Consider the following 19,505-nt stretch of genomic DNA (forward strand, 5'->3'; position numbering starts at 1 on the left):
GAAGGACCATGACCACCACCGAAGACGGGGACAGCTCCCGCTACCTGGTGCGCAGCGTCAGTCGCGCGGCCGAGGTGCTGGAGGCGTTGTCCGCCGCCACCCCCGGCGAGGGGCTCAGCGTCACCGACGTCGCCCGCGTCTGCGGCCTGTCCAAGAGCGCCGCGTTCGCCACCCTGCACACCCTGTGCCACCACGGCCTGGCCGCCGACGACGGCGAGGGGATGAACCGGCGCTACCGGCTCGGGATGTCCCTGGCGCGCCTCGGCGTCCGCGCCCAGGAGCAGCTCTCCCTGCGCGACATCGCCCGCCCGGTGCTGGCCCGGCTGACCCGCGACACCGGGCTCAGCTCCCGGCTGGCCGTCCCCGAGGGGGCGCACGCGGTCGTCGTCGACCAGGTCAGCAACGGCGAACGGATCCAGATCGAGCTGCGGATGGGCACGCGCGAGCTGCCGCACTGCACCGGGCTGGGCAAGGCCCTGCTGGCCGAGATGACCCCGCCGCAGGTCGCCGAGTTGATCGGCCGCGTCGGGCTGCCCCGACGCACCGACCACACCATCTGCGACCTGGACTCCCTGCTGGCCCACCTGGCCGACGTCCGCCGCGCCGGGTACGCCCTCGACGACGAGGAGGACGCCGAGGGGGTGTTCTGCATCGGCAGCGCCCTGCGCGACCACACCGGCGCGTGCTGCGGAGCCATCAGCGTGACCGGGCTGAAGCTCGGCCTACCCAGCTGGCGATACCAGGAGCTGGGACGACAGGTGCGCCAGGCCGCCGACGCCATCTCCGTCCGGCTCGGCCACGTCCCGGCGGAACAGACCCCTTGACAGCGGGTTCACCTGCTGTTTAACGTTCCGCCAGCGTCGCGGCCCGGCCGCGACCGTCTCGGGCGAACCAGCTGACTCCCGTCGTGCCGCAGCCCCGGCACCGGGCGTTCCGGTCAGCAGCTCCGCCGCCTGCGCGCCTCGCGCGTTTGCCCGACCTTCCCCCCGTCCTGTGGCGCCCCGCGGCGCCCACAGACCCCCAGCACCGCCGTCCGGCGCACCCGCCGGCCGGCGGGACCGCGAAGGTTGAGGCTCTCCATGGGTCTACTCGGCACGTCCGTTCCCACCCCCCACGACCAGGTCCTGCGCGTCGACACTGTCGCCGACCTGGCCGACCTCACCCCCGCCGCGCTGACGGCCCGCACGCTCGTACGGGTCGCCGGCTACCACACCCCCGGCGACGGCGGCGGCATGCTGCTGCGCTGGGACCCCACCAGCACCGCCGCCGGCAACGGCGGCACCGTGCGCGACCCGTACCCGGGCGGGCGCGGCGACCGGCGCGGCCGATGGTCGGCCGTGCACGACGGGGTCGGCGACTTCCGGATGTTCGGGATCTTCGGCCGGGACACCCCCGCCGACGCCGCGCTGGACGCGATGGTCGCCGACCCGGCGATCCATCGGATCGAGGCCCACACCGACCTGCGCTTCGTCAAGCGACACACCTTCGGCCGAAGCGACGTCGAGCTGGACTTCGGCGGTCACACGGTGCACACCGACGGCATCGAGCGCAATACCCACGACAACCCGTTCGGCGCGGTGCTCTACTTCCGGGGCGCGGTGACCGACACGAGGATCACCCACACCCTCACCGAGACCGTCCCCGAGCTGACCGACGTGTTCCCGGTGCCCGACTCGGGGCGCTTCACCGTCGGCCAGTGGTGGACCGCCACCAGCAATGCCCTCACCGGCGCCGACGAGCGCGAACTGCAGAAGATGGTCCAGGTCACCCAGATCGTCGACGGCACCCACATCCGGGTGGGCTACCTCAACGGCTGGGCGCTGGAGCCCGGACGCACGATCACCTGGCGGCGGGTCGAGCCGGTCCAGCGCGCCCACGTACGCAACATGGTCTTCCTCGGCCACGTCGCCTTCACCGGCGAGTACCCCGGGTCCGGGCCGGACGACCGCGAGTACAGCGGCTCCCACCCGGTCGCCTACGAGTACGCGGTGCGCTGCGACGTCTCCGGCATCGACGCCACCGGCACCTGGTGGCCGGTGATCATGCGCCGCTGGTGCACCCATTTCACCACCGCCGACTGCACCCTGAAGAACCCGCCGACCGTGATGTACGGCGGCGCCGGCTACCTCACCCAGCAGATCTACTGCCTGTACGGGCACGTCGTGGACTGCCGCAGCTCCAACGCCCGGCACCTCAACGACCTCACCGCCTCGGCGTACTGCACCGTGGAGAACTGCCACGGCGACGGCGACGACGCCGGGGGCAACCCGTTCACCACCCACGGCCAGTACGAGCACGACCTCGTCTTCACCGGCAACTCCGGCCTGATGGACATCGCCAACAGCGGTGGCCAGTGGGGCATCAGCGCCAAGCGGATCACCGTCCGCCGACACGTCTGCTCCTGGTTCGTCGCCGGCACCAAGATCACCGACCTGACCCTGGAGGACGTGCGGGTCGTCGCCCGCTCCACCTTCGACCCGGCCGGCACGCTCCAGGTCAACGCCGACGGCGCGCAGCTGCGCGGCTGCTCGGCGCGGACGCTGAGCATCGCCCAGCGCTCGACCCGTTCCCGCCGGCCCACGGTCATCGCCGACTGCGACTTCGACCAGCCCGCCGGCACGGTGATCGTGCAGACCCCGGTGAGCAACCCGGTGCACTTCGTCCGAACCACCTTCCGCGGCCTGGACGGCGCGATCATGCGCGGCGCCGGCCCCGTCCACTTCACCGACTGCACCCTGACCGGGGCGCCGGGCGCGGCACCGCTGCTGATCGGCGCGGCCGAGGTGGTGGTACGCGGCGGCACCCTGACCGACACCGGCATCGAGCTGTCGGCCGTCCGCGACCAGCGCCTCGTCGTCGACGGCGGTGCGGTGGTCACCGGCAGCAACGCCCGCCGGGCGCTGCTGGCCCGGGCCGCCGGCACCGGCACGGTCCGGATCGAGCTGGGCGACTACCGCAGCGCGGCGGCCGACGCGGAGACCGCGCACGTGCGCATCGACACGGGCGTCAACCGGTACCGGGCCGTCGGCGCCCGCTTCTCCGGCGGACGGCTGGCGCTCGCCGACGCGGCCTTCGGCGCCGCCTCCACCCTGCTGCACACCGGGTGCGTCGAGGAGGGGGTCGCCCGCGAACTGCCCGCCGACTCCGCCCGCGTCGCCACCGGCGACAACCTCACCCTCTGATCGCCTCGCCCCCCTGGAAGAGGAGACACCCCCATGGACCGTTCCGAACCGACCTCCCGCCGCACCCTGCTGCGCGCCACCGGGGTCGGCGGGCTCGCCCTCGCCGGCGCCGCCCTCACCCTCGCCCCCGCCACCGCCGCGTCCGCCGCCCCCGAGCCCGACAGCACGGCGAACCCCCTGGCCCCCGGCCTCGACGCGGTCCTGCACGTCGGCACCGTCGCCGCCCTGCTCAGCCTGAATCCCGGCACCCTGCACGACGGGCGGGTCGTGCACGTCGACGGGCACTACGCCGCCGGCGACGGCGGCGCCCGTTTCGTCCGGTGGAACGCGGCCAGCACCGCCGCGGGCAACGGCGGCACCGTGCTCGACCCGCACGGCGACCGGCCCGGCCCCGGCCGCTGGCTCCAGCTGCACGACGGCGTTGTCGAGTTCCGGCACTTCGGCATCTTCGACGCGAAGACCCCCGCCGACGCCGCGCTGGACGCCATGGTGAACGACCCGTCGGTGCACCGCATCGAGGCCCACTCCGACCTGCACTTCGTCAAGCGGCACCGGTTCACCCGCAGCGACCTCGTGCTCGACTTCGGCGGGCACACCATGTCCACCGACGGAATCGAGGACGCCGGCCGCGACGACCCGTTCGCCGCCGTGCTGTTCTTCCGCGGCACGGTCACCGACGAGGTGCGCACCCACACCCTGACCGAGCCGGTCCGGGAGGGCTGGGACTCCTTCCAGGTCGCCGACTCCGGCGCGTTCGCCGTCGGCCAGTGGTACGCCGTCGAGGTCAACCAGCTCGCCGGCCGCTGGGAGAAGGAGCTGCAGAAGCTCGTCCAGGTCACCCAGATCGTCGACGGCACCCACATCCGGGTCAACTACAAGAACGGCTGGGAGCTGGCCCCCGGACGCACCCTCACCTGGACCCGGGTCGAGCCGGTCAGCCGGGTGCACGTACGCGACCTGGTGTTCACCGGCAACGGCGGCGACCAGTACACCGGCTCCCACCCGATCGCCTACGAGTACGCCGTGCACTGCGACGTCGCCGACGTCGACGCCACCGGCTCGTTCTGGCCGGTGATCATGCGCCGCTGGTGCACGTACTTCCACACCACCCGGTGCACCCTGAAGAACCCCACCTCGGTCACCTGGGGCGGCGCGGGCTACCTGACCCAGCAGATCTACTGCCTGTACGGGCACGTCGAGGACTGCCGCACCTCCAACGCCCGGCACCTCAACGACTGGACCGCCTCGGCGTACTGCTACGTCACCAACTGTCACGGCGACGGCGACGACCAGGGTCCCTTCGTCACCCACGGCCAGTACGAGCACGACCTCGTCTACACCGGCAACTCCGGGCTGATGACCTTCGCCAACTCGGGAGCGGCCTGGGGCTCGGCGGCCAAGCGGATCACCGTGCGCAAGCACGTCTGCTCCTGGTTCGTGGCCCGGGTGAAGGTCACCGACCTGACCCTGGAGGACGTGCAGGTCATCCGCAAGGCCGGGCTGGCCGGCTCCGGGATGATGTGGGTCAACGCCGACGGCGTGCACCTGCGCGGCTGCTCCGCCGACGACACGCTGATCATCTCCCAGCAGTCCACCCGGTCGCAGCGGCCGAACGTCATCGAGGGCTGCTCCTTCACCCTCGCCACCGCCGGCACGGACGTGGTGCAGGCCAGCGTCACCACCCCGGTGCACCTGGTCCGCACCACTCTCCGGGGGGTCAACGGCCACACCTTCAGCGGCACCGGGCGGCTGCACCTGACCGACGTGACGTTCGTCGGCACCCCCGACGCCGCGCCGGTCACCGTGAAGTCCGCCGACCTGCGCGTCTCCGGCGGCACGTTCACCGACACCGGCATCCGCCTCGCCGGCGCGGCCGACCAGCGGATCAGCGTCGGATCCGGGGCGCTGTTCAGCGGGACGAACGCGGCGAAGGCGCTGCTGTCCCGCGCCGCGGCCACCGGCGTCGTGCGGTGGGAACTGGGCGGCTACCGCAGTAGCACCGTCGACGCCGGCACCGCCCACGTCAGCGTCGACGCCGGCACCAACCGGTACTCCGCCGTCGGGGCGCAGTTCACCGGCGGGAAGCTGCGGCTGGCCGACGCCGGCTTCGGCGAGGGGTCGTACCTGCACCACACCGGGTGCGTCGAGGAGGGCGTGGCCCGGGAGCTGCCCGCCGCCTCGCCCCGGGTGCGCGACGCCGGAAACCTGACGGTCTGAGCGCGGCGACGGCGAGCGAGAGAGAAAGCGAGGAACAGGTGGAACAGCAGGACCGGCCGGTGCGGGTGGCGCTGGTGGGCGCCGGGAACCGGGGACAGACGTACGCCCGGTGGGTGGCCGCCAACCCCGCACGCGCGCGGCTCGTCGCGGTCGCCGACCCGCGCCCCCACCAGCGGGGGCTGATCACCGCCGCCCACCCCGGCGCGGCGGCGTACGCCGACTGGCGGGACCTGCTGGCGGCGGACGCGCCGGCCGACGCGGTCGTCGTGGCCACCCAGGACCGGATGCACGTGGAGCCGGCCGTCGCGTTCGCCAAGGCGGGCCGGCACCTGCTGGTGGAGAAACCGCTCGCGCCGACGGCGGACCAGTGCCGGGAGATCGTCGACGCGGTCCGCGCCACCGGGGTGCTGTTCGCCGTCTGCCACGTGCTGCGCTACACCCCCTACACCGACATGGTGAAGCGGGTGGTCGACAGCGGGGTGCTGGGCGAGATCGTCAGCGTCCAGCACCTCGAACCGGTCGGCTGGTGGCACTACGCCCACTCCTACGTACGCGGCCCGTGGCGGCGGGAGGACCTGGCCACCCCGATGCTGCTGGCCAAGTCCAGCCACGACCTGGACTGGCTCGGCTACGTCACCGGCCGGCGCATCGAACGCGTCGCCAGCTTCGGCGGGCTGCGCCACTTCCGGCCCGACCAGGCCCCGGCCGGCGCCGCGCAGCGGTGCCTGGACTGCCCGGTCGAGCCGGACTGCCCGTACTCGGCGCCGAAGCTGTACCTGCCGGTGCTGCGCGAGCACGGGCCGATCTGGCCGGTCAGCGTGGTCACCGACGGCACCGACGAGGCCGCGCTGGTCGAGGCGCTGCGCACCGGCCCGTACGGGCGCTGCGTCTACGCCGGCGACAACGACGTCGTCGACCACCAGGTCGTGGCGATGGAGCTGACCGGCGGGGTCACCGCCACCTTCACCATGGCCGCCTTCACCGAACAGACCCACCGCCAGACCCAGCTGTTCGGCACCCACGGCTCGCTCTCCGGCGACGGCGAGCGGGTCCGGGTGCACGACTTCCGCACCGACCGGATCGAGGTCCTCGACGCCGGCACGGTCGGCGGGTCCACCGCCGCCGACGACCACGGCGGCGGCGACACCGGGCTGATGGACGCCTTCGTCCGCGCCGTCGCCACCGGCGACGGCCGGCACATCCGGTCCGGACTGGACGAGACCCTCGCCAGCCACCTCGCGGTCTTCGCCGCCGAGGCGGCCCGGCACACCGGCACGGTCGTCACCGTGCCCGCGCAGTGAACCCTTCAGAGAGGAACGGACAGATGCGAGTTCGCAGGTTCGCGCCGGTCGCGGTCGCCGCGCTGGCGGCCGGGCTGCTCACCGCGTGCGGCGGCGGGTCCGACGCCGGCGGCGACAAGCAGAACGTCACCATGTGGATCTACCCGGTGATCCCCGACGAGGCCACCCACCGGGGCTTCTGGGACAAGCAGGTCGCCGCGTTCGAGGCCGACCACCCGAACGTCGACGTGAAGGTCGAGATCTTCCCGTGGGCCAAGCGGGAGGAGTCGCTGACCACCGCGATCGCCGGCGGCAAGGGCCCCGACGTGGTCTACCTGATCCCCGACCAGCTCGGGAAGTTCGGCAGGATGATCGAACCGGTCGACGAGTACCTGCCGGCCGACGCGAAGGCCGACTACCTGGACAACCTCCGCGAGGCGGTCACCCAGGACGGCAAGATGCTCGGCGCGCCCATCCTGACCAGCGCCAACCCGCTGATGTGCAACGCGAAGGTGTTCGCCGCCGCCGGCGTCACCGAGTACCCGAAGACCTGGGCGGACCTGCTCGCCATCGCGCCGACGTTCAAGGCCAAGGGCTTCGACGTGACCAACTACTACGCCGACCCGAACGCCACCCTGAACCAGTCCTTCTACCCCCTGCTGTGGCAGGCCGGTGGGGACGTGTTCGGCGCCGACGGCAAGTCGGTGGCGTTCGACGGCCCCGAGGGCGTCAAGGCGCTGACCTTCCTCAAGCAGCTCGTCGACGGCGGCTACGTGGAGAAGGACCTGCTCACCAACATCCCCGCCTTCGAGCAGACCAACGTCGCCAAGAACAAGGTGGCCTGCACCTGGCAGCACGTCCCGGCCGACGTCGAGACGTTCTGGGGCAAGGAGAACATCAAGATCTTCCCGCCGCTGACCGACGTCAAGAGCGTCGGCTACGGCGCGGTGGGCAGCCTGTCGATGCTCAAGGGCAGCAAGGCCAAGAAGGCCGCCGGCGAGTGGATCACCTTCGCCACCCAGCCGTCCGTGGCCACCGCGTACGACACGGCGGGCGGCTACTTCTCCACGAAGAAGTCCGCCGGCTCGCTCTACGCCCAGGACCCGGTCAACGGCGAGTTGGAGAAGACCCTGCCGAGCATGACCGTCGGCTCGCTGAACGAGAAGAGCCGCGAGGTGATGGGCGTGCTCGGCCCCGAGATCCAGGCCGCGCTGATCGGCAAGAAGACCCCCGAGCAGGCCCTCGCCGACGCGGCCAAGGCCGCCGACGCACTGCTCTGACCCACGCCGGCCCGCCGTCGCCGCGTCGCGGCGGCGGGCCGGGCACCACCCGACCGGCCACGTCGGCCGGTCCGTACCCGCGAAGAGGATGGCGAGATGGCCGTACCTGCTCAGCTGCCGGCCCGCAGGGCCCGGCGGGTGATCGCCCGGCGCGAGGCACGATGGGGTCTGCTCTTCGTCCTCCCCGCGTTCCTGCTGTTCCTGGCGTTCCGCTTCGGCCCGGCCATCGCCGGGCTGGTGCTCGGCTTCATGGAGTACACGATCGGCGGCGACGCCGAGTGGACCGGGCTGGACAACGCCCGCCACCTGGTCGACGACCCGGTGTTCTGGCAGTCGCTGCGGGTCACCGTCGCCTACACCCTGCTGTACGTGCCGCTGACCGTGGCCGTGTCGGTCGGGCTGGCGCTGCTGGTCCGGCGCGGCTTCCGCGGCGTCGGCTTCTTCCGGTCGGTGTTCTTCCTGCCGGTGGTCACCAGCCTGGTCCTCGTCGCCACCATCTTCTCCTGGGTGTTCTCCTCCGACGGCCCTTGGTCGCGGATCATGGGCTGGCTCGGCCTGCCCGACGACTCGTGGCTGGCCTCCAGCGCGCTGGTGGTGCCGGCGCTGGCGCTGGTCGGCGTGTGGTCACACTTCGGGTACGGCATGCTGATCGTGCTGGCCCGGCTCCAGGACCTGCCCCGCGAGCAGGAGGAGGCGGCGCTCACCGACGGCGCCGGCCCGTGGCAGCGGTTCCGCTGGATCGTGCTGCCGCAGCTCAAGCCGGTCCTGTTCTTCCTGCTGGTGATCGAGACCACCGCCTCCTTCCAGGTCTTCGACCTCGTGTACGCGATGACCGGCGGCGGCCCGGCCCGCGCCAGCTACACCCTCGTCATGGCCCTGTACGACCAGGGCTTCAAGTACTTCGACCTCGGCTACGCCAGCGCGATCGGGGTGGCCCTGTTCGTGATGACCCTGGTCGTCGCCCTGGTCCAGCGGCTGGCCCTCGGGAGGAACAAGTGACCGCCACGAGCACCGCCCCCACGCCCGCGCCCACCACGTCACCCCCGCCGGCGAGGCGGCGGCGCCGGTCGTACCGGGCGTTGCAGCCGGGTCCGGCCGGCACCGCGCTGCGGTACGTGCTGCTCGCCGTCGCCAGCGTGGTCACCCTGTTCCCGTTCTACGCGATGGTCGTGTTGAGCCTGAAGCCGACCGCCGCCGTCGAGTTCCCCGGCAGCCTGCTGCCCTGGCCGATCGACCTCGACGCGTACGCCACCGTGCTCGACTCGCGGGACATCCTGCGGTGGCTGCTGAACACCACGATCTACTCGGTGGTCAGCGTCGTCGCGGTGCTCCTGCTCGCCGCGATGGCCGGGTACGCGTTCGCGAAGAAGCGCTTCCCCGGCCGGGAGACGATGTTCTGGTCGTTCCTGGCGATGGTGATGGTGCCCTACCACGTCACCCTCATCCCGACCTTCATCCTGATCGCGAAGGTCGGCGGGGTGGACACCTACTGGGGGCTGATCCTGCCGACGCTCGCGAACGCGCAGGCGGTCTTCCTCATGCGGCAGTTCATCCAGGGCCTGCCGGACGAACTGTTCGAGGCGGCGCGCATCGACGGCGCGTCGGAGTGGCGGATGTTCGTGCAGATCGTGCTGCCGCTGTGCAAGCCGATCCTGGCCACCCTCGGCGTGTTCGTCTTCCTGTGGCACTGGAACGACCTGCTCTGGCCGCTGATCATCGGGCAGAGCGGGGACATGCGCACGCTCACCGTCGGCATCGCCTCCCTCCAGCAGGAGAACGTGCCGCTCAACGTCATGCTCGCCGGCTCGGTCGTCGCGTTCGTGCCGATCTTCGCCGCCTACCTCGTCGGCCAGCGGTACTTCACCGAGGGCGTCACGATGTCCGGAATCAAGGGATGAGAAGACCAGTGTTCAACAGTGAGTCCGAGTTGGAGGACCGGCTGGCCCGGCCGTCGGCGGCGCTCGTCGCCGACCTGGCCGGCGACTCCGGCGACCTGGTGGTGCTCGGCGCCGGGGGCAAGATGGGCCCGTCGCTGTGCCGGCGGGCCCGCCGGGGGCTCGACGCCGCCGGCCGCACCGGCGACCGGGTGTACGCGGTGTCGCGCTGGTCGGACCGGGCGGCGGCCGACGCGCTGGCCGCCGACGGGGTGGAGCCGGTGGCGTTCGACCTGCTGGGCGACGGCGACCTGGGCGGCCTGCCCGACGCCCGCGACGTGATCTTCATGGTGGGCGCGAAGTTCGGCACCGCCACCGCCCCCTACCTGGCCTGGATGGTCAACGCGGTGCTGCCCGCCGCGGTGGCCCGCCGCTACCCGGCCGCCCGGATCGCCGCATTCTCCACCGGCAACGTCTACCCGATGGTGCCGGTGGCCTCCGGCGGCTGTGTGGAGACCGACCCGACCGGCCCGGTCGGCGACTACGCGATGAGCTGCCTCGGCCGCGAGCAGGTCTTCGCGCACGCCGCCGCGACCCGGGGCACCCCGGTCGCGGTGCTCCGGCTCAACTACGCCGTCGACCTGCGCTACGGGGTACTCGCCGACATCGGACAGGCGGTGCTGGCCGGCGACCCGGTCGACGTCACCACCGGCCACGTCAACGTGGTCTGGCAGGGTTACGCCAACGAGGTCGCCCTGCGGGCGCTGCGGCACGCCAGCGCCGACGTGTGCACCCTGAACCTGACCGGCCCGGAGACCGCGCCGGTGCGCCGGATCGCCGCCCGGTTCGGCGCGCGCCTGGGCAGGCCGGTGACGTACGCCGGCACCGAGGCGCCCACGGCGCTGCTCAACGACGCCACCCGCTGCCACGCGCTGTTCGGCTATCCGGACGTCCCGCTGGGCACCCTGATCGACTGGCAGGCCGACTGGCTGGCGGCCGGGCTGCCGACCTCCGGCAAGCCCACCAAGTTCGCCGTCCGCGACGGGAGGTTCTGACCGTGTCCCTGGAACTGCTGCGCGAAGGCACCGTCATCCCGGCGCACCCGCTGGCGCTGACCGCCGACCGTTGCCTCGACGAGCGGCGGCAGCGAGCGCTGACCCGCTACTACCTGGCCGCCGGGGCGGGCGGACTCGCCGTCGGCGTGCATACCACCCAGTTCGCCGTCCGGGAGGCCGGACTGCTGCGGCCGGTGCTCGCCCTGGCCGCCGAGACCGTCGACGCCGAGGCCGGCCGGCCGGTGGTGAAGGTCGCCGGGGCGTGCGGCCCCACCGTCCAGGCCGTCGCCGAGGCCGAACTGGCGGCCGGGCTGGGCTACCACGCCGTGCTGCTGTCCCCCGTCGTGCCGGGCGCCGACGAGGCGTACCTGCTCCAGCGGGCGCGCGCGGTCGGCGACGTACTGCCGGTGATCGGCTTCTACCTCCAGCCGGCCATCGGCGGCCCGCGCCTGTCCCCGGCGTTCTGGCGGGCGTTCGCCGACCTGCCGTCGGTGGTCGCGGTGAAGCTGGCCCCGTTCGACAGGTACCGCACCCTGGAGGCGGTGCGCGGGATCGCCGCCGCCGACCGGGGCGCGGAGGTGGCTCTGTACACCGGCAACGACGACCACATCCTCGGCGACCTGCTCGGCGAGTTCGCCGGCCGCCGGTTCGTCGGCGGGTTGCTCGGCCAGTGGGCGGTGTGGACCCGCGCGGCGGTGGCGATGTTCGACCGGGTGCGGGCGGCCCGCTCGGGCGACGCGGCGGCGCTGGCGGAGCTGACCGCCCGCGCGGCGGCGCTCACGGACGCGAACGCGGCGGTGTTCGACGCGGCGAACGACTTCGACGGCTGCATCGCCGGGGTCCACGAGGTGCTGCGCCGGCAGGGGCTGCTCGACGGGGTGTGGTGCCTCGACCCGGCCGAGGGGCTGTCGCCCGGCCAGGCCGAGGAGCTGACCCGGGTGACCACCGCCTACCCGTGGCTGACGGACGACGACTTCGTCGCGGAGCGTCGCGATGACTGGCTCCGGTGAGCCCCCCGGGGCCCGCGCGGCCGGCAGGCCCGAGCCGCCGGACGACCGGCCCGTGACCACGCTCCCCGGCGGGCACCGTCCGGTCACCGTGGTGTCCGTACCGGCCACACTGCGCGCCCAGTTCTTCCCCGACCGGGTCGGCGACCGGCTGACCACGCTCACCGACGCCACGCTGGTCGACGAACACGCAGCACTCACCCGCACCGACCTGGCGCCGCTGCTGGCCCGGGCCGAGGTGCTGGTGACCTCCTGGAGCGTTCCTCGGCTCGACGCGGCCCTGCTGGACCGCGCCCCCGCGCTCCGGCTGGTCGCGCACACCGGCGCGTCGGTCAAGCCGTTCGTGACCCCCGAGGTGTTCGCCCGCGGCATCACGGTCACCCAGGCGGGGCAGGGCATGGCCCGGTCGGTGGCCGAGGTCGCGCTCGCGTTCACCCTGGCCCTGCTGCACCAGACGCCCCGCTTCGACCACGCGCTGCGCGGCGGCACGAGCTGGAGCCGGGCGGAACAGGCGCCACCCCGGCACGAGATCCTCGGCTGCCCGGTCGGCGTCGTCGGCGCGTCCCGCACCGGGCGGGCGTACCTGGAGCTGGTCCGGGCCCTGGGGGCGGAGGTCAGCGTGTACGACCCGACCCTGACCACGGCGGACGCCGCCGCGCTCGGCGTCCGGCTGGTCGGCCTGGACGAACTGCTCGCCGGTAGCCGGATCGTCGCGCTGCACGCACCGACCCTGCCGGAGACCCGGCACCTGCTCGGTGCCCGCGAGCTGGCGCTGCTGCCCGACGGCGCCGGGCTGGTCAACACCGCCCGGTCCTGGCTGGTCGACGAGGCGGCGCTCGTCGCGGAGCTGTCCCGTGGCCGGATCGACGCCGCGCTGGACGTCTTCGACGAGGAGCCGCTGCCCACCGGCCACCCGCTGCGGGCGCTGCCCAACGTGCTGCTCACCCCGCACCAGGCCGCCGGGACCGTGCAGGGTCGCCGGCGGCAGGGCGAGATCGTCGTCGACGAGATCATCCGGCACGTGACCGGTCGACCCCTCGCCCACGCGGTGACACCCGAGATGCTGGCCCGCACGGGCTGACCCGACGCCCCCCACCCCGACCCGTACACGCTGGACCCGGGCCCGCCCGCGGCCCGCTGTCGGCAGAGAGGAAACCATGAAGTTCATGCGAATCGGCCCGGTCGGCGCCGAGCGGCCGGTGCTGTTCGACGGCACCAACCACTTCGACCTGAGCGGGATCACCGCCGACATCGACGCGGCGTTCCTCGCCGCGGACCCCGTGGGGCGCGTGCGAGCGGCTGGGCCGCTGCCGCCGCTCGACGTGACCGGGGAGCGGATCGGCGCCCCGATCGCCCGGCCCGGGGCGGTGCTCTGCATCGGGCAGAACTACAGCGCGCACGCCGCCGAGTCCGGAGTCGCCCCGCCCGGCGAGCCGATCCTGTTCCACAAGTCGCCGAACACCGTGGTGGGCCCGTACGACCAGGTGCTGGTGCCGCGTGGCTCGACGAGGACCGACTGGGAGGTGGAACTGGCCGTGGTGATCGGGAGACGCGCCCGCTACCTGGACTCCCCGGCTGAGTCGCTGGCCCACGTGGCAGGGTACGCGGTCACCAACGACGTGTCCGAACGGGACTACCAGTTCGCGGACCCCGGCGGCCAGTGGTCCAAGGGCAAGTCGTGCGAGACCTTCAACCCGCTCGGCCCGTGGCTGGTCACGCCGGACGAGGTGGGCGACCCGCAGGCGCTGCGGCTACGTTCGTGGGTCAACGGCGAGCCCCGGCAGGACTCCCGCACGGCCGACATGATCTTCGACGTGGCGTACCTGATCTGGCACCTGTCCCAGTTCACCGTGCTGGAACCGGGCGACGTCCTCAACACCGGCACCCCGCAGGGGGTGGCGCTGTCCGGCCGGTTCCCCTACCTGGCGGCCGGCGACGTGATGGAGACGGCGATCGACGGGCTCGGCCGGCAGCGCAACGCGCTCGCGCCCGCGTGACCGCCCTCGTCGAGTACCGTCCGGCCACGCCGGCGGACGTACCGTCGCTCTACGCCACGTGGGCCGAGGCGTTCACGGACGCGCACGTGACCCGGCTCTACGCCCACGACCGTGACCGCTTCCGGCGCACGTTCGTCGCGGTGGAGGCCGGAGCGGTCGTCGCCGCCGTCTACTACCTGCCCCGCCGGGTACGCAACGCCGCCGGCGGCGTCGACCTGGTCGGCGGCGTCGCCAACGTCGCCACCCGGGTCCAGGCCCGCGGCCGGGGTCACATCCGCCGCCTGCTCGACCTGGCCGTCGCCGCGATGGCGGCGGACGGCTGCGCCTGGTCGTTGCTGTTCACCGGCACACCGGGCGTCTACCTGAGCAGCGGCTACGGCACGTTCACCCTGCGCCACCCGAGCGGCCGACCGGCGGCGGGCACTCCCCTGCCGCCGGACTGGACCGTGCGGGAGCAATCCCTGGTGGACTGGGCGGAGCTCGCCCCCGTGCACGAGTCGTTCAACGCCCACCGGCCGCTGAGCACCGTGCGGGACGCCGACGACTGGCGGCTCCGGGTACCGGTCTGGTACGCCCCACCCACCCAGATGCTGGTGGCCCGGCACCACGGCCGCACGGCGGGCTACCTGGCCGCGCAGTGGTCTCCCTGGCTCGTCCGAGTGGTCGAGGCCGCCGCCCGGCCCGACCGGCCGGACGCCCTGCGTGCCCTGTTCGGCGCCGTCGCCCGCACCGCCGCCGAACGCGGCGTACGGCACTGTACGGCCCGGCTGCCGGCCGACCCGGCGATCGAGGCGGCGCTACCGTGTCTCCTGGCCGACCCGGTGACCGAGGCCGACGCCACCGGCATGGTCCGGCCGATCCACGCGGCACCCGACCACCTGGCCGCGATCACCGGCGCGCCCGGGGCCTTCCACTGGCCGGCCGACTACCTGTGAACACCGGACGAGCCGCACCCCGCCTGCGGTACCGAGGATGGTGACGTGGTGGGCGGGGCGAACCACGCCACGTACGGCACGTCAGGGAGGTCCGATGGTCGTCGCGGAACAGGTCACGCCAGCGGTCGCGGGACACGGCGAAGGGCCGGTGTGGTGCCCCGCCGACCAGCGGCTGCGCTGGGTCGACATGCTGGTCGGGGACGTCCTGGCGCTGGACCCGGCCACCGGGGCGGTCAGCCGCCGGCACGTCGCCCCGGTGGTCGCGGCCCTGCGCCCGCGATCCGGCGGTGGCCTCGTCGCCGCCGTCGAGCGGGGCTTCGCGCTGCTCGGGGACGACTCGGTGGAGTTGCTGCCCGAGCTCTGGTCGGACCCGTCGGTCCGGATGAACGACGGCGGATGCGACCCGCTCGGGCGCTTCTACTGCGGCTCGATGGCGTACGACGCCGCGCCGGGTCGGGCCGCGCTGCACCGGCTCAGCCCGAGCGGCGCCGTCGAGACGGTGCTCACCGGGCTCACCGTCTCCAACGGCCTGGCCTGGACCCGGGACGGCAGGACCGCCTGGTATGTCGACTCGGCCACCCACCGGATGGACGCCTTCGCCTTCGACCTGGCCACGGGCGAACTGCACGACCGACGGCCGATGGTCGCGGTGCCGCCCGACGCGGGCACGCCGGACGGGCTCTGCCTCGACGTCGAGGGCGGTGTCTGGGTCGCCCTGTGGGACGGGGGCGTCGTCCACCGGTACGCCCCGGACGGCGGCCTCACCGCCGTCGTGGAGCTGCCGGTTCGGCGCCCCACCGCATGCGCGTTCGGCGGCCCCGACCACGCTGACCTCTACGTCACCACCTCCCGCCAGGGCCTGCCGACCGACGACCGTTCCCCGGCGGGGGCACTGTTCCGGATCCGACCCGAGGTGCCGGGGTTCCCCGAGTACACCTTCGCGGGCTGACAGCGGCGCCAGGCCCGATCGGCCGCCACGTCTCGCCACCCGCCGCTGATCGCCGTCGCCGGGGGCGCTCGTCGGCGACCAGCGCGTCGCGGTCGCCGGCAAGGGTGTTTGTTCAGCGTCGGCCCGTCTCGGCTCCGATCGCCGACAGCATGACGTCACGAGCCGGCACGGGTGAGTCCTCCGTGATGCGGGTGAGCCCGGCGAGCCCGACTCCGAGCATGAGGATCCGCCAGGCGGCCATTCGCGCCTGCGCGGCCTCGGAGTCCCCGGCCAGGACCGCGGCGAGGACGTCGGTCAGCCGTGAGAGCGTCTCGACGTAGCTCCTCGCGACGAGGGGGCGCTGCTGCGCGTGTGCGCCCGCCTCGGCCCACCGCGCAAGCGCGTGCCCGTCCCCGTCGGTGCTCACGAGGTCGGCGAAGAAGAGCACGAGCGCGTCGTACGCATCGAGGCCGTCGACGTTGCGCTCGTACTCATCGATCTGCTGCGCGGCGTAGTGCCGCCAGGCCTCGGCGGCGAGTTCGTCGGTTGACGCGAAGTGGTGGTGGATCTGGCCCTGCGACCCGCCAAGTTCGTCCGCCACGATTCTGGCCGTCACCGCACTCAAGCCGTCGCGCTCGACCACGGCGGCCCCCGCCTCGACGATCGAACGGCGCCGTTCCGCACGCGCCAGGTACGCCATCATCCCCTCCCTCGTACGGTTCTCGGAGTGGTCGACACCGAGCGTAGGAACGCGACGGTACGCATCCGCAGCCCCTCCCTACGCTCCCGGATGATCTCGTCGACCGGTGGGTCGAGCGGCCCGAGGATGGGTGCGCTGTGCACCTTCGTGGCGCAGTCGAGGTCGGTGCACACGAGGATGCCGAGCGTGCTCAGCCGCTGGCGCTTGTCCGCGGAGGGGCGCGGCGCGGAGAAGAGGGCGACCTCGTTGAAGCGCCGCATGAAGTGGCACAGCGAGCACATGACCGCTCGCCCGCCGAGCTCAGCCCGGCTCGGACTCTGGCGGAGCAAGGCGCCCGACGCCGTGCCGTCGATGTCGGTGACCAGGTAGGCCCGCAATGGCGCTCGGGGATCTCGCCACCCGAGGTAGTCGAGCTTGCCCCACGCGACCTCGTCGAACCAGGCCGGCAGACGGACCTTGCTCTCGACCGCGTCCAGGTTCGCGATCGCACCGCGCACCTCGTCCCGGCTCATTGCCCGCACGACGTCACCTCCTGGCCAATCCTGTACATGTGTACAATTTGTAACTCGATACAAGTTCCCTGTCCACTCGATTTCCGGTGCGACCCACCGTGCGAACTTCCATCGCCAACCAGCAGGAGCGCCCACCTCGTCGACCCTGCGTCGAGTCCCCGTCCACCTGCCGCGTCGCCGATCACCACAGAAGTGCGCAGGGCGTCGCGAGCCCAGTCGCCAGACGCCGGCGAAGCCTGGCCTGCGGAAGGGTCAGCGCCGCCGCAACGCGTAGAGCGCCGCGCTGCCGGCGAAGAGAACCCCGCTGATCGCCAGCCAGCGGGCCAGCAGCGGTCGCGGGGCCAGGCCGGTCGCCGCCGTGTACGTCTCGTCGCCGAGACCGAGGATGCCGGGAAGGTAGACGAGTAGCAGCAGCCCGGCAGCAAGCGCGGGCACCCGCACGTGGTTCAGTGCCGACGGTGCGCCTCGGTGCCCCGGGCCGGCGCGCAGCCCCCGGTCGATCAACGCGTAGACCGGGAACAGGAGCAGGTCGTGGGCGATGACCGCGCCGAGGAACCAGAGCAGCATCCCGCCTGCGGCCGGTTCCCCGGACAGCCGCAACGCGATCCAGCCCGTCACTGCGAAACAGCCGAGCAGGAGCAGCAGGTGCCAGGGCGCGGCGCCGTAGCCGCGCCGGAACTCAACCATCGGCACGTTCCTCGAAGGTGATCTCCCGGACCCACTTGGTGCAGTGCACGCCGGGCAGTGCCGGCACGATGATCCGCGCGGGGTAGCCGTGGTCGAGGGACAGGTCGACGCCGTTGACCCGCAGGGCGAGCAACGATTCCGGGTCGCGGACCTGGTTGGGCTGCAACCGGGCCTGACGGAACAGGCCGCTCCGTTCCATCGATCGGACCCGTGCCGGGGCGGACTCGGGCACGCCGACCAGGGCGGCGAGGTCGCGCAGCCGCACCCCGGTCCAGGTCTGCGCCGTCGACCAACCCTCGACGCAGGCGATCGGCAGGTCCGCGGTGTGCTGCGCCATCGCGAGCAGGCCGTCACGGTCCAACTCCACGCTGCGGCCGCCGCCCCGCACGCTGAGCCGCCAGTTCGCCCCGGTGTCGGCGGACCGGATGCCGGCTGCGGCAGCGCTGCGGTTCACCGGGAAGCCGTTCGGCCCGTCGCCGTGCCGCCGGCCCCGGGGCAGCAGCAGCGCGGTGCGGCGCAGCACGCCGTCCATGCTCTGCCCGACGGTCAGCGCCGCGAGCAGCAGCGCGCCGCCCCCGGTCAGGGCCAGGACACCGCGTCGGCTCATCGTCGCCGGACCCGGGCGCCGGGCAACCAGACCGTCCGGGTCCGCCGGCTCCGGTCGGGTCCCGGCCAGCCGGGTACGCGCGAAGCCCGGACCGCGCAACGCGGAGACCATCCGGGGCAACTTGATCGCCACGTGGGTGACCAGGGCGGCGGTGAAGACCCAGGCGCCGTACCAGTGCGCGGTGTAGAAGTCGAACCCGAACAGGTAGGCGTACTGGATGTCGAGCAGGCCGGTGGCCATCTCGAAGAGGATCCCGCCGACCAGCAGCAACAGCGACAGTCGCTCCAAAGCCTGAGCCGTCGATCGAGCCGGCGGCCAGTCGAACAGCTTCGGCACCACCGACCAGAGTTTGGCCAGCACCACCGGCACCAGCACGATGCCGAGTGTCACGTGCAGGCCCTGGGTGACCCGGAACAGCCAGGCCGGGCGGGTCGGCCAGTCGAAGACGGGCGGGTGCAGCCAGCCCACGCCGCGGGGAAGGGCCTGGCCGAGGCGGGGACCGTAGGCGATCCAGTCCAACAGTCCGGTGATGATCACCAGCGGTAGAGCGGCAAGCAGGACAGCACCGAACACCGAGGTCAGCCACGGGCCGCGTACCGGGCTGCGCCAGGCGCCGGCGGCAGCCTCGGCACCCGGTGGGCGGTGCCGGTCCAGCGCCCGCCACAGCCGCGCCGGGTAGGCGTACCCCTGGCTGTCGGTCGTCCCGGCGGCGGGCGGCCGGGGTGGCACGGCGGCAGGCTCGGGCCGGCCGGACGCCCGCGTCGGCTCTCCGGGGTCGGGCCCCGGAGGCGGGTCTGGCGGCGGATCGGCGGGCACGTTTCTCCTGGCGGCGAGTCGTCGAGCCCGGCACGGCGGGCCCTCGTGCAGCACGCTAACCGGCAGCACCGCCCGCCGGCTGGCTTTGCCGCATTACCGAAGGCTCACCACCGGTCCGCATTACCGAGCGGGCTCACCGCCGGGCCTTTCGGAATGCTGACGCCCGACCCGAATCGGCCCGCGGGGCCACCGGTCTGACCTATTGCTGTGTCCACTAACGTTCACCGGGTTTCCGGTGGGGCTGTGGATCCTCGCCGAATTGGCGAGCGACTCCCCACCAATGGCTGGTGGGGCGGGCCACAGCGGGCCGTCTTGACCTTCGCGCCGCCCTGTGGTGGGCGGCGGGGGTCACGTCGGGACCGGCCGGTGCCGGGGAGGTGCCGGCCGGCTCGACGGTGCGTGACCACCCCAGGCAGCACAGGCAGGGC

General features: G+C 73.1%; 17 protein-coding genes. 13 read left to right on the forward strand and 4 right to left on the reverse strand.

Annotated features, from left to right (window positions below):
• Positions 1–8 precede the first annotated feature (8 nt).
• From ABZ793_RS17695 to ABZ793_RS17755, 13 genes are all read left to right on the forward strand, one after another.
• The gene (locus ABZ793_RS17695) at positions 9–824 is read left to right on the forward strand and encodes an IclR family transcriptional regulator (RefSeq protein ID WP_357458136.1); all 816 of its coding nucleotides are present in this window, start codon (positions 9–11) and stop codon (positions 822–824) included.
• 255 nt (positions 825–1,079) lie between these two features.
• Positions 1,080–3,182, forward strand: a complete 2,103-nt coding sequence (locus ABZ793_RS17700; RefSeq protein ID WP_357458138.1) for a hypothetical protein — start codon at positions 1,080–1,082, stop codon at positions 3,180–3,182.
• Between the two features lie 33 nt (positions 3,183–3,215).
• Entirely contained in the window at positions 3,216–5,399 is a 2,184-nt protein-coding gene (locus tag ABZ793_RS17705; RefSeq protein ID WP_357458141.1) for a hypothetical protein, read from the forward strand.
• 38 nt (positions 5,400–5,437) lie between these two features.
• Positions 5,438–6,700, forward strand: a complete 1,263-nt coding sequence (locus ABZ793_RS17710; protein WP_357458144.1) for a Gfo/Idh/MocA family oxidoreductase — start codon at positions 5,438–5,440, stop codon at positions 6,698–6,700.
• Between the two features lie 23 nt (positions 6,701–6,723).
• Positions 6,724–7,959 carry a sugar ABC transporter substrate-binding protein gene (locus tag ABZ793_RS17715; RefSeq protein WP_357458147.1) on the forward strand — a complete coding sequence of 412 codons (1,236 nt, stop codon included), beginning with the start codon at positions 6,724–6,726 and terminating at the stop codon, positions 7,957–7,959.
• Positions 7,960–8,055: 96 nt separating this feature from the next.
• Entirely contained in the window at positions 8,056–8,958 is a 903-nt protein-coding gene (locus ABZ793_RS17720; protein ID WP_357458149.1) for a sugar ABC transporter permease, read from the forward strand.
• On the forward strand, positions 8,955–9,857 hold the full coding sequence (locus tag ABZ793_RS17725) for a carbohydrate ABC transporter permease (RefSeq protein ID WP_357458152.1): 903 nt from the start codon (positions 8,955–8,957) through the stop codon (positions 9,855–9,857). The genes ABZ793_RS17720 and ABZ793_RS17725 overlap by 4 nt, the downstream gene beginning before the upstream one ends.
• Positions 9,858–9,865: 8 nt before the next feature.
• Entirely contained in the window at positions 9,866–10,888 is a 1,023-nt protein-coding gene (locus ABZ793_RS17730) for an NAD-dependent epimerase/dehydratase family protein (RefSeq protein WP_357458155.1), read from the forward strand.
• 2 nt (positions 10,889–10,890) lie between these two features.
• Positions 10,891–11,898: a dihydrodipicolinate synthase family protein gene (locus ABZ793_RS17735; protein WP_357458157.1), complete on the forward strand. Its 1,008-nt coding sequence runs from the start codon at positions 10,891–10,893 to the stop codon at positions 11,896–11,898.
• A gap of 52 nt (positions 11,899–11,950) precedes the next feature.
• Entirely contained in the window at positions 11,951–12,976 is a 1,026-nt protein-coding gene (locus tag ABZ793_RS17740) for a hydroxyacid dehydrogenase (protein WP_357458160.1), read from the forward strand.
• A 76-nt stretch (positions 12,977–13,052) separates the two neighbouring features.
• A complete protein-coding gene (locus ABZ793_RS17745; RefSeq protein WP_357458163.1) occupies positions 13,053–13,892 on the forward strand; it encodes a fumarylacetoacetate hydrolase family protein in 840 nt (279 codons plus the stop codon).
• On the forward strand, positions 13,889–14,827 hold the full coding sequence (locus ABZ793_RS17750; RefSeq protein WP_357458165.1) for a GNAT family N-acetyltransferase: 939 nt from the start codon (positions 13,889–13,891) through the stop codon (positions 14,825–14,827). The genes ABZ793_RS17745 and ABZ793_RS17750 overlap by 4 nt, the downstream gene beginning before the upstream one ends.
• 94 nt (positions 14,828–14,921) lie before the next feature.
• Positions 14,922–15,776 carry an SMP-30/gluconolactonase/LRE family protein gene (locus tag ABZ793_RS17755; RefSeq protein WP_357458168.1) on the forward strand — a complete coding sequence of 285 codons (855 nt, stop codon included), beginning with the start codon at positions 14,922–14,924 and terminating at the stop codon, positions 15,774–15,776.
• Between the two features lie 112 nt (positions 15,777–15,888).
• Here ABZ793_RS17755 and ABZ793_RS17760 read toward each other — a convergent pair whose 3' ends face one another.
• The 4 genes from ABZ793_RS17760 to ABZ793_RS17775 form a co-directional block, all read right to left on the reverse strand.
• Entirely contained in the window at positions 15,889–16,455 is a 567-nt protein-coding gene (locus tag ABZ793_RS17760; protein WP_357458171.1) for a TetR family transcriptional regulator, read from the reverse strand.
• Positions 16,455–16,967, reverse strand: a complete 513-nt coding sequence (locus ABZ793_RS17765; RefSeq protein WP_357458192.1) for an FBP domain-containing protein — start codon at positions 16,965–16,967, stop codon at positions 16,455–16,457. The genes ABZ793_RS17760 and ABZ793_RS17765 overlap by 1 nt, the downstream gene beginning before the upstream one ends.
• 252 nt (positions 16,968–17,219) lie before the next feature.
• On the reverse strand, positions 17,220–17,654 hold the full coding sequence (locus ABZ793_RS17770) for a hypothetical protein (protein ID WP_357458174.1): 435 nt from the start codon (positions 17,652–17,654) through the stop codon (positions 17,220–17,222).
• Complete coding sequence (locus ABZ793_RS17775; protein ID WP_357458177.1) at positions 17,647–18,990, reverse strand: molybdopterin-dependent oxidoreductase; 1,344 nt, start codon at positions 18,988–18,990, stop codon at positions 17,647–17,649. The genes ABZ793_RS17770 and ABZ793_RS17775 overlap by 8 nt, the downstream gene beginning before the upstream one ends.
• Positions 18,991–19,505: the final 515 nt, after the last annotated feature.

It is taken from the genome of Micromonospora sp. NPDC047465 (genome assembly GCF_040643125.1).
Classification (GTDB): Bacteria; Actinomycetota; Actinomycetes; order Mycobacteriales; family Micromonosporaceae; genus Micromonospora.

What these genes read in the sequence shown, in the direction of transcription:
- ABZ793_RS17695 (WP_357458136.1), top strand. Translation starts at nt 9, where the DNA reads ATGACCACCACCGAAGACGGGGACAGCTCCCGCTACCTGGTGCGCAGC.
- ABZ793_RS17700 (WP_357458138.1), top strand. Translation starts at nt 1,080, where the DNA reads ATGGGTCTACTCGGCACGTCCGTTCCCACCCCCCACGACCAGGTCCTG.
- ABZ793_RS17705 (WP_357458141.1), top strand. Translation starts at nt 3,216, where the DNA reads ATGGACCGTTCCGAACCGACCTCCCGCCGCACCCTGCTGCGCGCCACC.
- ABZ793_RS17715 (WP_357458147.1), top strand. Translation starts at nt 6,724, where the DNA reads ATGCGAGTTCGCAGGTTCGCGCCGGTCGCGGTCGCCGCGCTGGCGGCC.
- ABZ793_RS17720 (WP_357458149.1), top strand. Translation starts at nt 8,056, where the DNA reads ATGGCCGTACCTGCTCAGCTGCCGGCCCGCAGGGCCCGGCGGGTGATC.
- ABZ793_RS17745 (WP_357458163.1), top strand. Translation starts at nt 13,053, where the DNA reads ATGAAGTTCATGCGAATCGGCCCGGTCGGCGCCGAGCGGCCGGTGCTG.
- ABZ793_RS17755 (WP_357458168.1), top strand. Translation starts at nt 14,922, where the DNA reads ATGGTCGTCGCGGAACAGGTCACGCCAGCGGTCGCGGGACACGGCGAA.
- ABZ793_RS17760 (WP_357458171.1), bottom strand. Translation starts at nt 16,455, where the DNA reads ATGGCGTACCTGGCGCGTGCGGAACGGCGCCGTTCGATCGTCGAGGCG.
- ABZ793_RS17765 (WP_357458192.1), bottom strand. Translation starts at nt 16,967, where the DNA reads ATGAGCCGGGACGAGGTGCGCGGTGCGATCGCGAACCTGGACGCGGTC.
- ABZ793_RS17770 (WP_357458174.1), bottom strand. Translation starts at nt 17,654, where the DNA reads ATGGTTGAGTTCCGGCGCGGCTACGGCGCCGCGCCCTGGCACCTGCTG.